The following is a 14,284-nucleotide window of genomic DNA, read 5'->3' on the forward strand; positions in this document are numbered from 1 at the left end:
TGTGTCTGACAGACCAGCCCTTTGTCCACAATAATTGCAACGCTTCCAGCTTAGCTTCCGCACTAAGAGAATGGCCATCAATTAAAAATGAATTTGAACCATGCATAGTGAAAACATGAGCCCAATAACGAACATGTTTTGTTGGGACAGAATATTTTTCAGCGAGCTCTCGAGGAGTGGAGCCATCAAGATACTTTTTAGCTACTTTGAACTTTAACTCGCGACTGTATTTGGACATAAATAAAAGACCCTCAATAATTGGTTGTCCAACTATTGGGGGTCACTTCACTCCGCGTGGGAATGCATATTTGACTCACAGAAAGTCAGATTAACTGCCTATTTGGGCTTTGGTATGCATTCCCACGGGGGACCGTGGGAACGAGAATATCAGTCTGAAACGTACTGATAAAGCGCGTTTTTTGTCTCTACTTTCAGCATCGGGTTTTATTCACTCCACTGGCTTTCAAACCAGCTCTCTAAGATGATCACCGCGGATTGGCAGTCAATATTGCCTTTACTGAGCGCTTTGTATCCGCCCATCGAGAAAAGTTCAGCTCGTGCTTCGGCGGTTGATAAACGCTCATCATGCAGCTCAACCTGAACACCAAACCGCCCATGAAGACGCTGAGCAAATTTTTTGGCTCTTGGGGTAATGGTTTCTAGATCTTTACCATGTAAGTCGGTCGGCAAACCAACCACGACGAGATCTGGTTTCCACTCTTTAAGCTGCTTTTCGATGTCATCCCAATTTGGAATACCATCATTGGCTTTAAATGCTTTGAGTGGTGAAGCCGTACCTGTGATTTCCTGACCAATGGCGCTACCAATACTTTTGGTTCCGTAGTCGAAAGCCATAATAGTTCGAGACATGTAGAGTTTTCTTTGTAATGAATTTCAATATTGTCATTCCTGCGAAAGCAGGAATCTAATTATGTTGATAGCCCAGTGTTAGATCCCAGATAAATGCATCGCATTTTCTGGGATGACTGAGTGGATCGTCGTTTAAGCGTGCCCAACTTCACCAGATAACTGAATAGGGTCTATACCCAGTTTCTGGATGGCTTTGTTCCATTTATCGCCGATCGGAGTATTAAAGATCAGATCCGAGTCTGCTTCTATGGTAAGCCATGAGTTATCCGATAGTTCGCTTTCTAATTGACCCGCTTCCCAACCGGAATAGCCAAGAGCCACTAAATAGCCTTTTGGTTCAGCATCGGTACCCAAAACGGTGAGGATATCTTTGGAAGTGGTTACCGAAATATCGTCCGTCATGCGAATACTTGATTCATAGTGATCTTTCGGTCTGTGCAGAATAAACCCGCGATCTTCAGACACCGGACCACCGTTGAATACCGGTTCCTTGAGACTTTTGCTTTGCGATTGAGGATAAGCCGGCTCAATATCTACCTGCTTCAACATTTTGCCGACCGTAATATCAATCGGCGCATTGATGATTAGCCCCATAGCTCCTTCTTCATTGTGCTCACAGATGTAAATAACACTGTGTTTGAAGTAAGGGTCTTTCATGCTCGGCATAGCAACGAGAAAATGATTAGTAAGATTCATAGTATCTCCAACCTCAACGATTGGTATCACATCGCCATTGCTTTAATGCGAGTCTCAATGGCATCCATTAACTTGCCAGTGATAGAGATATCGTAAACGGCCTCGATTTCACGAATACAGGTTGGGCTAGTTACGTTAATTTCGGTCAGTTTATCTCCAATCACATCGAGTCCTACAAAAATTAGACCTTTTTCTTTTAGCGTTGGTGCAACTGCAAGTGCAATTTGTTTATCGGTTTCACTCAGTGGGCGAGGTTCACCACGACCACCGGCTGCTAAGTTACCGCGCGTTTCCCCTTTCGCGGGAATACGAGCTAAGCAGTAAGGCATTGGTTCGCCATCAACCACCAGAATGCGTTTGTCGCCATTACTAATATCTGGAACGAAAGTTTGCGCCATACAGTAATTTTGACCGTGATTGGTTAGCGTTTCGATAATTACAGAGACGTTTGGATCGCCTTCTTTAACACGGAAGATCGATGCGCCGCCCATGCCATCAAGCGGTTTTAAGATCACATCGCCATGCTGCTCTCTGAATTGCTTAATTTTTTCCGCTTTACGCGTCACGATTGTGGTTGGTGTTAGCTCTGGGAACCATGCAGTAAACAGTTTTTCGTTACAGTCACGAAGACTCTGTGGCTTGTTGACGATCAGCGTACCTTCATCTTCTGCACGCTCTAGAATGTAAGTTGCGTAAATGTATTCAGTATCAAAAGGTGGATCTTTACGCATTAATACAGCATCTAGCTCAGATAACTTAATCGTTTGCTCTGATTTGAACTCGTACCAACCGTTTGCATCTTCTTTCAGTGTGACGATTTTTGTATCTGCGATAGCCACACCTTGATCTAAGTGTAGATCATTCATCTCCATATAATGAATTTCATAGCCGCGACGCTGCGCTTCTAACATCATCGCGAAGCTAGAATCTTTCTTGATATTAATGGATGAAATGGGATCCATTACGATGCCGAGTTTAATCATTGGAAGTCTCCGTTATCCAAGATCGCCAAAACGAACTTGTAAGGCTGTTATTGCGGTTAACGCTGCGGTTTCTGTACGCAGGACTCGAGGCCCAAGCAACGTTTCTTCAAAATTGTATTTGCTGGTCATATCGATTTCTTTTTCAGAAAGACCACCTTCCGGACCGATTAACAAACGAACTCTAGTCACCGGTTCAGGAAGTGTATTAATTGAGTATTGAGCGCGAGGGTGTAGGTTAAGTTTCAATGCATCGCTTGGCTCTGCACACCACTGCTCTAATTCCATCACAGGACGAATTTCTGGAACAACATTGCGCCCACATTGTTCGCAAGCACTGATGGCGATTTTTTGCCATTGTTGAAGCTTTTTCTCAAAGCGTTTTTCATCCAGCTTGATACCGCAGCGTTCTGACAGTAATGGGGTAATGGTGTTGACACCTAACTCCACCGACTTTTGAATGGTGAATTCCATTTTGTCGCCACGTGAAATCACCTGCCCTAAATGCAAATTGAGCGGTGATTCGCTACTGTTTTCTACTCGCTTCGTTACTTCAACGGTGACGTGCTTTTTGCCACTTTCGCTAATCACGGCTGGAAACTCGGCATCGCTGCCATCAAACAGCAGGATTTCTTGTCCTTCTTTCATACGCAGTACCCGACCAATGTGATTAGCGGCATCGTCATCGAGGTTAATTTTGCCTAACTGGGTAATCGGCTGCGGATGATAGACACGGGGAATGCGCATGTGTTGTTTCCTAATCAAAATCACTATTCAATAGTGTGGTATATATCGCCTCTAACATGGATGCTTTGTGGCGAAAAAACAAGGGGGGAATGTGAATCCCCCTTATTTATCCGTTGAGTGGGATGAGTTATTTTTTACTTTGGCACTGCTCAAAAACAAATGGATTATGGTTGCCCTGAATTTTGAAAATTCGCCTTTCGCGTTCACATTCCCACTCATCGACAGGATAGCTTTTATTCCATGCTTGCATCAGTTTGCTTTGAGCTGAGGATAATTTAAAGCCGTGTTCATTGCTCATATATAAGTAGGTGCGGGCGATAGCTCCTCTGGCTCTGGCTGGTGGCATAGCGCTACGTTGCTTGAAATCAACCTGCATTTCGCATTGCCCGTAAGTGACACCAGATGTGCCATTCCATTGACTGAAGTTGAAGTTGGATCTGTCGCCGTTGACTTCGCCAATCGCTGGAGTCAGGTTGTGAAGATCGGCCTCCATGCGGCGAAACACTGTGTCATTATTGCTACAGAGTTTGCGTCCACCTTTTTGCCAGCACTGACGTTGGTGGCCAAATTGCCAGGCGGGCACCACATGTTCCCACTCTATGCGGTTAGCACGGGTTTGCTGCTTGCGAATTTGATAGCCGCAGCTTGCCAAGTCTGGAATGCCTTTTTTACCCTGCCATGAAATATCACAACCGCAATAAAAAGACGTTGGATGATCTTTATAGATTTTCAGTGCCTGATTTTTAGCGCTAGAAAATGAACTCGGAAAATCAGCATAACAAGTGTGGCTGGCAAGCAGCAAAGCGGATGTCAGCAGAAAGCGAAAATTAAACATATGTCGGACTGTATTTTATTATTTTTTACAGTCTAACATTCTCTAAGTTGAAAGCTAGTTGAGAAATCTATCGCATTTTCTTTGATTAAAAGGAAATAATTATCGAACTGACTCGCAATTGTTGCCTTAATCGAGAGGAACGGACTAATACCATATATGGAAAATTAACTGATCAGTGAATGGGTTTCGATAAGCAAACCCTCCGAGCCATGGATGGCTCGGCGGAGCTTCAGGGATGAATTCATGCGTGTTTGTGTTCGATGCCCATTCGCTATTTCACCAATATTGAATTTGATCATATTTTTATTCAGGTTGGTATCAGCCAGTCAGTTGAATTCTGGTGTAAGTCAGGGTTTGTTTGCACTGCTGACAACGATAAGTTGCTTGTTTACGCAGTACCTTGTTGTGACGACGCACCGATAACGGGTACTGATTACAGGCGCATTGGTAAGCAAAGGTTTTCCCTTGCACCGATTCCACCGACATTTTATGCGTGGTCTCAGCAGGTAAATGAAACACTTGATTCATCACGGCTTGCCATTCGGCACCATGGGGTTTTACCCAACCGTAAATAGCATAAGTAATGAGATGGGCGATTTCATGAGGAATCACTTCATGCAAAAAAGCGTGTTGATTTTCTTTGAATAACACTGGGTTCAAACGAATTTCCCACAGTTGTAGATAGGCTTTACCCGCCGCTTTGCCTCGGAGTTGGTAGCTTATTTCGGGCAGTTCAAAATGGCGTTTGAAATATTGAGAAGCAACATCTATGCACTTCTTTACTTGTGACAGTGCTTGGTATTCTAATTGATAATCTGTCAAAGCTAGCTCCCAAAATCTGCGGCAATATCCTGCGCCGAAGAGGTTATCACACCAAGCTTGTTTTATCTCTTAAAGGTTGAGTTATCTATTAAGTCGTTATGCTGGTGAAAAAACAAAGCCCCCACCAAAGGTGAGGGCTTAACAGAAAACTTTTTAATGACTTAGTTAAGCTTTCTAATGAATTAGCTAAGCTTTGCGAAATCGCGCAGTAATTCAACTTTATCAGTGGCTTCCCAAGGGAATTCTTCACGACCGAAGTGACCGTAAGCTGCCGTTTTCTTATAGATAGGTTGAAGTAGGTTCAGCATCTCTTGCAGACCGTATGGACGTAGGTCGAAGAATTGGCGAACAGCTTCAATGATGATGTCGTGAGACACTTTTTCAGTGCCGAACGTTTCAACCATGATAGAGGTTGGATCTGCAACACCGATTGCGTATGAAAGTTGGATTTCACAACGATCAGCCATACCCGCAGCAACGATGTTTTTCGCTACATAACGTGCTGCGTATGCCGCAGAACGGTCAACTTTTGATGGATCTTTACCAGAGAATGCACCACCACCGTGACGAGCTGCGCCGCCGTAGGTATCAACAATGATCTTACGACCCGTCAAACCACAGTCACCCATTGGGCCACCGATAACGAAACGACCAGTTGGGTTGATGAAGAATTTAGTCTCTTTGCTTAACCATTCTGCTGGAAGCACTGGCTTGATGATCTCTTCCATTACCGCTTCGCGTAGATCTGGAGTTGAGATTGAATCACAGTGTTGAGTTGAAAGAACAACCGCATCAATACCAACAATTTTACCTTGATCGTATTGGAACGTTACCTGAGATTTCGCATCAGGACGTAACCAAGGTAGTGTGCCGTTCTTACGAACTTCTGCTTGTTTTTGAACAAGCAGGTGAGAGTAAGTAATTGGTGCTGGCATTAGTACGTCAGTTTCGTTTGTTGCGTAACCGAACATAATACCTTGGTCACCCGCGCCTTGCTCTTTAGGATCGGCTTTATCAACACCTTGGTTGATGTCTGGAGACTGCTTACCTATGGTGTTAAGAACTGCACATGAGTTAGCATCGAAGCCCATATCTGAATGGATATAACCGATTTCACGCACAGTTTCACGAGTTAGTTCTTCAATATCAACCCATGCTGAAGTTGTGATCTCACCACCAACCATAACCATGCCGGTTTTAACGTAAGTTTCACAAGCAACACGCGCTTTAGGGTCTTGTTCCAAAATAGCATCTAGAACCGCATCTGAGATTTGGTCTGCGATTTTATCCGGATGTCCCTCTGATACTGATTCAGAAGTAAACAGGTGCTTAGCCATGATAGCTCCAATATAAATGGTCAAAAAGCAGTAAAGGATTGGTCCTTCACTACTTTGAAAAATGTTCATTATGTAGGCGTTTCTACATCTAGACGGCTATTTTAGTTTTGAATGCTTAAATTACAAGCTCTTTTTTACTTTTAGATATAACTAAACGTTTGCTTGTGTTCTCTCTTTAATTTGCAATCTTTCCGTGCACATCCGACAAAATTGTTTCAACGGTCAAGTAAACGATTGCAGTGATCTAGGGGCTTTGTAACAATACCTCCCATTATAGATGGGTATATTTCACTTCGCTTAAATCAATCAGGAGCTGACATGGCGTCTCGTAAACAATTGGCAAATGCAATCCGTGCTCTGAGCATGGACGGTGTTCAAAAAGCTAACTCTGGCCACCCGGGTGCCCCAATGGGTATGGCGGATATCGCTGAAGTACTTTGGCGTTCACACCTAAACCACAACCCACAAAACCCGAATTGGGCTGACCGCGACCGTTTTATTCTGTCTAACGGTCATGGTTCGATGCTGATTTACTCACTGCTGCACCTTTCCGGTTACGAACTATCAATGGAAGATTTAAAGAACTTCCGTCAGCTTCACTCAAAAACGCCAGGTCACCCAGAATACGGTTATGCGCCAGGTGTTGAAACTACGACAGGCCCGCTGGGTCAGGGTATCACTAACGCTGTGGGTATGGCGCTGGCTGAGAAAGCGCTTGCTGCTCAGTTCAACAAACAAGGTCACGAGATTGTTGACCACTACACCTACGCGTTTATGGGTGACGGCTGTATGATGGAAGGTATCTCGCATGAAGCGTGTTCTCTGGCAGGTACACTAGGTCTGGGCAAACTGATTGCCTTCTGGGATGACAACGGTATTTCTATCGATGGTCATGTTGAAGGTTGGTTCGCTGACGATACGCCAAAACGTTTTGCAGCGTACGGCTGGCACGTTATCCCTGCGGTTGATGGTCACGATGCTGACGCAATCAATGCAGCAATTGAAGCGGCAAAAGCAGAAACTGGTCGTCCTACTCTAATCTGTACTAAAACCATCATCGGTTTTGGTTCGCCAAACAAAGCTGGCTCACACGACTGTCACGGTGCTCCACTAGGCGCAGATGAAATCCAAGCGGCACGTGAATTCCTCGGTTGGGAATACGCACCGTTTGAAATCCCAGCAGATATTTACGCGCAGTGGGATGCCAAAGAAGCTGGCTCGGCAAAAGAAGCGGCATGGAATGAAAAATTCGCAGCCTACGCTGCGGCCTACCCAGAGCTAGCCGCAGAATTCAAACGTCGTGTGAACGGTGAGCTTCCTGCGCAGTGGGAAGAGAAAGCAAACGCGGTTATCGCTGAGCTTCAAGCTAACCCAGCCAACATTGCATCACGTAAAGCATCGCAAAACGCACTCGAAGCGTTTGGTAAAATGCTACCTGAATTTATGGGCGGCTCGGCTGACCTTGCACCGTCAAACCTCACCATGTGGTCTGGCTCTAAGTCAATCACACCAGAAGATGCATCAGGCAACTACATCCATTACGGTGTTCGTGAATTCGGTATGACGGCGATCATGAACGGTATTGCGCTACACGGCGGTTTCGTTCCTTACGGCGCAACCTTCCTGATGTTCATGGAATACGCACGTAACGCACTGCGTATGGCGGCACTGATGAAAGTGCAAAACATCCAAGTGTACACGCACGACTCTATCGGCCTTGGCGAAGATGGTCCAACTCACCAACCGGTTGAGCAAACCGCTTCTCTACGTCTAACGCCAAACATGAGCACATGGCGTCCATGTGACCAGGTGGAATCAGCAGTGGCTTGGAAACTGGCTATCGAGCGTAAAGACGCGCCAACCGCGCTTATCTTCTCTCGTCAAAACCTAGCACAGCAACCACGCTCAGCACAGCAAGTAGCTGACATCGCTAAGGGTGGTTACATCCTGAAAGATTGTGCAGGCCAACCTGAGCTAATCCTGATTGCCACCGGCTCTGAAGTGGAATTGGCGGTAAAAGCGGCTGAGCAACTTACAACTGAAGGCAAACAAGTACGCGTAGTGTCTATGCCATCAACCGATGCATTCGACAAACAAGACGCGGCTTACCGTGAAGTAGTACTTCCATCAGACGTAACTGCACGTATCGCTATCGAAGCAGGTATTGCGGATTACTGGTACAAGTACGTTGGCCTAAACGGTAAAATCATCGGTATGACCACATTTGGTGAATCTGCACCAGCAGACCAACTGTTCAAGATGTTCGGTTTTACGGTTGAAAATGTGGTAGAGAAAGCAAACGAGCTACTGGCTTAATATTGCTTTTCTAGTACTAAAACCCCCGCTCACTAGTGCGGGGGTTTTATATCTAATCAATAAGTTATTTGAACGCCCAACCTTCCGGGACTTTCGCTTCAATCAAGTCTAATAATCTAATCAGCCGTCTTGGTACAAGTCCTCTTTGTACGTAGTAGTTAATTTCTGTCGTTCCTGTTCGCCAACCCGGTAAGCAATCAACAATCTTATTAGGATGATGTTTTAAATAGCCAGCGGCAACAGACTCTGGCAATAGTCCAACACCATGTCCATTAGCAATAGAATCAATTTGTAACGCTAAGTTATCGCACTCTAGTCGGCTCTTTATTGGATCGAGATAATAGGCTTCGTTATCTGCATTAGAAATTGTAAGCCCACTTTTTCGGGTAGAACCAAAATCAATCCATGGATGCTCTGTCAGATCTTCAGGATGGTTTATTGCATCGAAATTGTGTAAATAGTTTGGCGATGCGTAAACACCATAACGCCAGTGACCTAAAGTTTGTTTGCGCCACTCTAGCCCCGGATGTTCACCTAACCAAATAACTAAATCTGGCTTTGTATTATTTGAGGGGAAATCACTGCTTAGACGAACCTTTATCTTGGGGTTATCACTAAGAAATGCATTCAAAACGTTACTCAACCAACCGCGCATAAAGGCAGAATGGCAAACAATTGTTAGCTCTCCAGAAACTTTATTATTGAGTCCTTGGATAGCGTCGTAGCTCTCGTCGACAAGGTCTAACATCTGTTTGCTGTAACTCGCGAAAACTTGTCCCGCTTTGGTTAATGTTAAGCGATTCCCTTCTCTGACCGTTAGTGCTTGCCCTATATCTGCTTCCAACTGTGCCAAACGCCTACTCACCGTTGATTTTGGCTGATTAAGAGCTTTAGCTGCTGCAGTTAAACTTTTATGTTCTTGCAAGGCGTCAAACGCTCTTATTGATGTCAGATCATGCATTTATTTACCTCGCAAAAGTTCCATATTCGAGACAAAGCGTTCCATATATCTCTATCTTAAAAACTGCGAATATGAATAACCACCACTCACAAATGATAATTATTATCACGACAGAAGTAAACCATGTCTAGATTAAACGACGGCAGGTTACGAAGAATATAGCGATGTTGAAGGTGGACGTCGCTATTGGCTGAGGCTAGATGTAAACGTCTAATTATCTCGCTAATAAAAAACGGAGACGTTAAGTCCCCGTTTTTTATTTCTGTCTATACTCTTCCTACTTGGAGCTGCAGCTCCAAGTAGTTTGAATATATTGCTTATTTTTCTTCGAAACGAGCAGCAAGGATAATAAAGTTATCAACCTGATCTTTCATTTCTCGACTATGCTCGCTCACCATATTTGTAGCTGCAACATTTTGCATCGCTGCTGAAGCAATAGAGTGAATGTGGTGGTTCACATCTTGAGTCAATCCGCGTTGAGCATCCGCTGATTTCGCCATATCGCCCACTAAATTTTGCATGTCAGAAAGCATACGTTCCACTTCATGGAGGCGGTTACCCGTTTCTTCAGCAACTAAACCACATGCTTGTGTTTGCGTTTGGCTTGCTTGAATTTCCTGCTGCCAAGATTCAATCGTTTTCAACATCGTAGACAAACTTGTTTGGATCTGGTGAGTCGCATTTTGCGTTCTACCCGATAGCGCACGGACCTCGTCAGCGACGACAGAAAAGCCTCGACCTTGATCTCCTGCTCTTGCAGCTTCAATAGCAGCATTTAACGCAAGTAAGTTGGTTTGAGCCGCGATTCCGTCAATTTCTTCCATCAACTTACTCACTGTGTGGGCTTGATCATTAAGTTTATGGGTAGTGCCTGTCGCTCGCTCCGCTTGTTCAGCCAGTGCTATCAAATCGCTATGCGTCTGTTGAATGGTTTGCTTTGTCTTTAAGCATTGATTCTGTGCTTGATCCAACAATGCAGACGCCTCATTAGTGCTGTTAGAGACAGTATCGGCTGCAGACTCAACAGCATCCGTTGCTTTCATAACACTCTGAATATCAATATTTTGTTGTTCTAACGCCTGATTAACTTCAACACAAGTTTGGTTAAGTTGCTCAGACGTTGCATAAAGTGGTTTAGCCGAATCCACCATTCGGCCTAAAACCGTACGGATACGCGCTGAGTACATTCGTAAATGATAATCCGCATAAGAGAATTCGCTATTACCTGAATAGATGAGGCGGCTAATACTGTCGTATTTATTTTTCAGCTTACGAATATGGCGAGGTGTTTCAACCAGTTCATTTCTAAACAACAGTCCAAGCGCCGCTACGGGTAATAAGCCAGAAATTAGCTGTACAGTGCTAGTTGCAGAAGCAATATATGATAATGAAGGAGCTGACAACGAACCGGCTAAAATTGCATAACGAACTGAAGATGGCAGATTGAGTGAATAGCTCTTGCCACCTTGCTCTTTTTTACACAATGCCTGATACGCTTTACTCGCGGTTTCAACACGAGCACGTTTTGGTTGGACACGCACAGACTGATAGCCTGTCAACTTTCCATTTTCATAAATAGGTGTTACGTAGGCATCAACCCAGTAGTAGCCATTGGATTTAGTACGGTTCTTTACAATTCCGCGCCAAGGATTCCCTTTCTTAAGATGGCCCCACATATCCGCGAAAGCCGCTTTGGGCATGTCAGGGTGACGAACAATATTATGGTTCTGCCCCAATAATTCACTTGCTGTAAAACCAGCAATGCGACAGAAGGTTTCATTACAATAAGTAATTACACCTTTTAGATCTGTGGTAGAAACTAGTTGATCTGTCTTTCCGACTGGAACCTCCAGATCTGAGGTAACTTGATGAGCTGACATACTTCTCGTTTTTTTATGAGTTATATTTTGTGCAAAAATCTACACAAAGGTTACGAATGTTTCAAAAATATTATCGTATTTTGTTCTATAACTGAGATTGCTATCAATTTCCTCTAATAAACTGCGGATATTAAGCAAAAATCCCAGCCGTAGCTGGGATCTTGAGTAGATATGAAAGCAATTAAATTGATGAATAATTGAACAGTTAATTATTTGAAACTATCAATAGTAATTCAACTCTTCTATTGCATGCGCGACCTTCTGTCGTACGATTTGTACATGCAGGAACATAATCACCATAGCCGCGAGTATAAATGGCTTCTTTAGCTACGTTGTTTTTAATTAGCGTTGTTTTAACGGTATCGGCACGTTTTACTGAAAGCAAATCGTTGAATGAAGATTGACCAGTAGCATCTGCGTGTCCATCAATTACGACATCAATGCCACGCTGTTGCGAGAGAAAATCGCTCATCATAGATAACCAGTGATAAGACTCTTGAGAAACCTTCGAAGACCCCGTTTCAAACTGAACAGATTCTTTCAATCGCACCATAACGTGATTACCAGGCATAACCTCATAATCCACACCATTGTGTAATAGAAATTGCTGCAGTGCCGCATAACTGCTGGTACGCACTTGCCCCATTGGGCCACGCACACCGGAATTTGCGTTACGCGCTGGTGCAACCCAATCCGGGTTACGGACATCAGTTTCACCTTTTGGCGCAGCATCTAATAAGTTTTTGTTAAACATGCGATCTGTCTGTAGAGAACCACAGCCTGCTAATATCAGCATCAGAGGGAAAACTAAAAATTTCATCGAATACATCACCCTTCAATCTATCTACATACATTTATCGGCTTGATGACTAAAACTTTATAGAAAATTGATAACAATTTGTTTATCCGTGGTTTGCGTCACATCGTTAAGCCGTTAGAATCTAACTTAGTGTTTTTTAAAGGTGAATCTCATATGAAAAAATTGCTCACTGGCTTAACTAGCCTGTTTACCTTGATATTCCTTCTGGCGGGCTGTAGCGACAATTCAACGCCAACAGAAGGTGAACAATACCAGTTATTGCCAGCGAATCTTTCGGTCTATCGTTTGTCACCTGTCACCGAGATTTTTTCGCTCACTTGTGGCCACTGCCGCAAAATGGAGGGCATTATCTCTGAACTGGAAGATCAGACTAACGAACACTTTGGAAAGCTGCACGTTACATTTAACGAAGGTGCAAAAATCGGCGCCATGATTTACTACACAGCAGTGTTGCAGTTAAATGACATTCCTGATACGAAGATGATGGATGAATTATTTGCTGCAGTTCAAATGGGAGACGGCGCTACCCTCACTGAACGTCAAGCCGCTATTGAAAAAGTCTTTACGGACAGAAATCTGACTACGCCTTATCATTTAACCCAAGAGCAGCAAAAGCAGGTTCTTGGCATGATTCAAACCGCAGATAAAGTTACTCATGATGGTGAAATTAATGCGGTTCCAACCTTCGTCGTAAAAGGAAAATATCAAGTGATCACTAGCGGTCACAAAGACGTTGAAGGCATTGCCAAAACCATCAGTTACTTATTAACACAACCATAAGAAACATAACCATGTATAAAATCGTTTTTCCTATCGTCATCTTTGTACTTGCGGCCTTTTTTGTTTATCGTACCTGGACAAACCATAAAGCAGGCGAAGAGCAAATTGCTGCAGGTCAGGCATTCTTAACTGAAAACGCAACCAAACCTGACGTTCATACCACAGAAAGTGGCTTGCAATACCTCGTACTTACTGAAGGTACAGGTTCTGTTCATCCAAAAGCAAACAGCAAAGTTACCGTACACTACGAAGGAAAACTATTGGATGGCACTGTTTTCGATAGCTCATACCAGCGTAATGAACCGATCAGCTTTGGGTTAAATCAAGTCATCAAAGGTTGGCAAGAAGGGGTTCAACTGATGGTTGAAGGACAAAAAATGCGTCTTTTCATCCCAGCAAATCTTGGCTACGGTAAAAGTGGCACAGGTCCGATTCCACCGTCAGCAACACTGATTTTTGACGTTGAGTTAATTGCAATTAACTAATTACTCTCTGAAAGCGACGGTTGTTATATACCAATCACCAAATAACATTGAGATAAAAAGGAGCCGCTTCTAGATTTAGACAGCGGCTCTTTTTATTTTGAATAATGCCATACTAGCTAGGCTTTAAATGGGAAAAACCGCAAACCTTGCTCTGTTACCATGATGCAATCCATACCACCAGCATGCGCGGCTTGTTTACCTAACTCTGTGTCTTCAAACACCACACATTCATTTGGCTCAAGCCCCATCAATTCACATGCAGTAAGAAATGTTTCAGGGTGTGGTTTGTGATTTTCAACGTCTGTTGCCGTCACTAACACATCCAACTTACTCAGCATATTTACACGCGTAAGCAACCTAATAGCGCTTACACGCTGACTGCCCGTACCGACGGCAAGCTTCTTTTTACCGATATTCGCTTCCAGCAACTCCGCAGTATTGGTGATCAACTCACCACTTTCTTCGTTTTGAGTGAAAGCATTCATTTTATAATCCGACACTGCTTGATGATCGAACTCAATACCGTACGCCTTACTAATCTCAGCCGCAATTTTAATACTCGGCATACCACCCATACTTTGCAACCATTTACCATCAAATGGAAAGCCGAACTTCTCCGCCGTCACACGCCAGGCATCAACATGGGCAGGCATAGTATCAATAAGGGTACCATCCATATCAAATATCAACCCTTTGTACTTATCTACATCAACAGTCATCCGACCAAAGCTCCTGTCATAAAAGTTTAACAATTG

14 protein-coding genes and 1 pseudogene are annotated in these 14,284 nt (G+C 43.8%); 3 read left to right on the plus strand and 12 right to left on the minus strand.

Features of this window, described 5'->3' with window-relative positions:
* The 8 genes and pseudogenes from ACK5MF_RS15920 to metK all read right to left on the minus strand — a co-directional run.
* A pseudogene (locus ACK5MF_RS15920) lies at positions 1-238 on the minus strand (helix-turn-helix domain-containing protein); the annotation flags it as partial.
* Between the two features lie 206 nt (positions 239-444).
* The gene (gene ruvX, locus ACK5MF_RS15925; protein WP_416923551.1) at positions 445-870 is read right to left on the minus strand and encodes a Holliday junction resolvase RuvX; all 426 of its coding nucleotides are present in this window, start codon (positions 868-870) and stop codon (positions 445-447) included.
* Positions 871-1,002: 132 nt separating this feature from the next.
* Positions 1,003-1,566: a YqgE/AlgH family protein gene (locus ACK5MF_RS15930; protein WP_416923552.1), complete on the minus strand. Its 564-nt coding sequence runs from the start codon at positions 1,564-1,566 to the stop codon at positions 1,003-1,005.
* Positions 1,567-1,592: 26 nt separating this feature from the next.
* Positions 1,593-2,549, minus strand: a complete 957-nt coding sequence (gshB, locus tag ACK5MF_RS15935) for a glutathione synthase (RefSeq protein ID WP_416923553.1) — start codon at positions 2,547-2,549, stop codon at positions 1,593-1,595.
* A 12-nt stretch (positions 2,550-2,561) separates the two neighbouring features.
* Positions 2,562-3,293, minus strand: coding sequence for a 16S rRNA (uracil(1498)-N(3))-methyltransferase (gene rsmE, locus ACK5MF_RS15940; RefSeq protein ID WP_416923554.1), 732 nt, complete (start codon positions 3,291-3,293; stop codon positions 2,562-2,564).
* Between the two features lie 127 nt (positions 3,294-3,420).
* On the minus strand, positions 3,421-4,128 hold the full coding sequence (locus tag ACK5MF_RS15945) for an endonuclease (RefSeq protein WP_416923555.1): 708 nt from the start codon (positions 4,126-4,128) through the stop codon (positions 3,421-3,423).
* Between the two features lie 318 nt (positions 4,129-4,446).
* Positions 4,447-4,950: a SprT family zinc-dependent metalloprotease gene (locus ACK5MF_RS15950; RefSeq protein WP_416923556.1), complete on the minus strand. Its 504-nt coding sequence runs from the start codon at positions 4,948-4,950 to the stop codon at positions 4,447-4,449.
* Between the two features lie 182 nt (positions 4,951-5,132).
* A complete protein-coding gene (metK, locus tag ACK5MF_RS15955) occupies positions 5,133-6,287 on the minus strand; it encodes a methionine adenosyltransferase (RefSeq protein ID WP_416923557.1) in 1,155 nt (384 codons plus the stop codon).
* Positions 6,288-6,605: 318 nt separating this feature from the next.
* Between metK and tkt the strand changes: the two genes are divergently transcribed.
* Positions 6,606-8,603 (plus strand): transketolase, encoded by a 1,998-nt coding sequence (gene tkt, locus ACK5MF_RS15960; protein WP_416923558.1) that lies wholly within the window; start codon positions 6,606-6,608, stop codon positions 8,601-8,603.
* Between the two features lie 64 nt (positions 8,604-8,667).
* Here tkt and ACK5MF_RS15965 read toward each other — a convergent pair whose 3' ends face one another.
* The 3 genes from ACK5MF_RS15965 to ACK5MF_RS15975 all read right to left on the minus strand — a co-directional run bounded on the left by ACK5MF_RS15965 (position 8,668) and on the right by ACK5MF_RS15975 (position 12,264).
* The gene (locus ACK5MF_RS15965; RefSeq protein ID WP_416923559.1) at positions 8,668-9,564 is read right to left on the minus strand and encodes a LysR family transcriptional regulator; all 897 of its coding nucleotides are present in this window, start codon (positions 9,562-9,564) and stop codon (positions 8,668-8,670) included.
* A 317-nt stretch (positions 9,565-9,881) separates the two neighbouring features.
* Entirely contained in the window at positions 9,882-11,444 is a 1,563-nt protein-coding gene (locus tag ACK5MF_RS15970; RefSeq protein WP_416923560.1) for a methyl-accepting chemotaxis protein, read from the minus strand.
* A gap of 205 nt (positions 11,445-11,649) precedes the next feature.
* Positions 11,650-12,264, minus strand: a complete 615-nt coding sequence (locus tag ACK5MF_RS15975; protein WP_416923561.1) for an OmpA family protein — start codon at positions 12,262-12,264, stop codon at positions 11,650-11,652.
* Positions 12,265-12,417: 153 nt separating this feature from the next.
* Here ACK5MF_RS15975 and ACK5MF_RS15980 point away from each other — a divergent pair, with 153 nt between their 5' ends.
* Together ACK5MF_RS15980 and ACK5MF_RS15985 are read left to right on the plus strand one after the other, a co-directional pair.
* Positions 12,418-13,044: a thioredoxin domain-containing protein gene (locus ACK5MF_RS15980; RefSeq protein WP_416923562.1), complete on the plus strand. Its 627-nt coding sequence runs from the start codon at positions 12,418-12,420 to the stop codon at positions 13,042-13,044.
* Between the two features lie 11 nt (positions 13,045-13,055).
* Positions 13,056-13,529 carry an FKBP-type peptidyl-prolyl cis-trans isomerase gene (locus ACK5MF_RS15985; RefSeq protein ID WP_416923563.1) on the plus strand — a complete coding sequence of 158 codons (474 nt, stop codon included), beginning with the start codon at positions 13,056-13,058 and terminating at the stop codon, positions 13,527-13,529.
* 116 nt (positions 13,530-13,645) lie between these two features.
* Here ACK5MF_RS15985 and ACK5MF_RS15990 read toward each other — a convergent pair whose 3' ends face one another.
* Complete coding sequence (locus ACK5MF_RS15990) at positions 13,646-14,248, minus strand: beta-phosphoglucomutase family hydrolase (protein WP_416923564.1); 603 nt, start codon at positions 14,246-14,248, stop codon at positions 13,646-13,648.
* Between the last annotated feature and the right edge of the window lie 36 nt (positions 14,249-14,284).

The organism is Vibrio sp. (assembly GCF_047973365.1).
Lineage (GTDB): Bacteria > Pseudomonadota > Gammaproteobacteria > Enterobacterales > Vibrionaceae > Vibrio.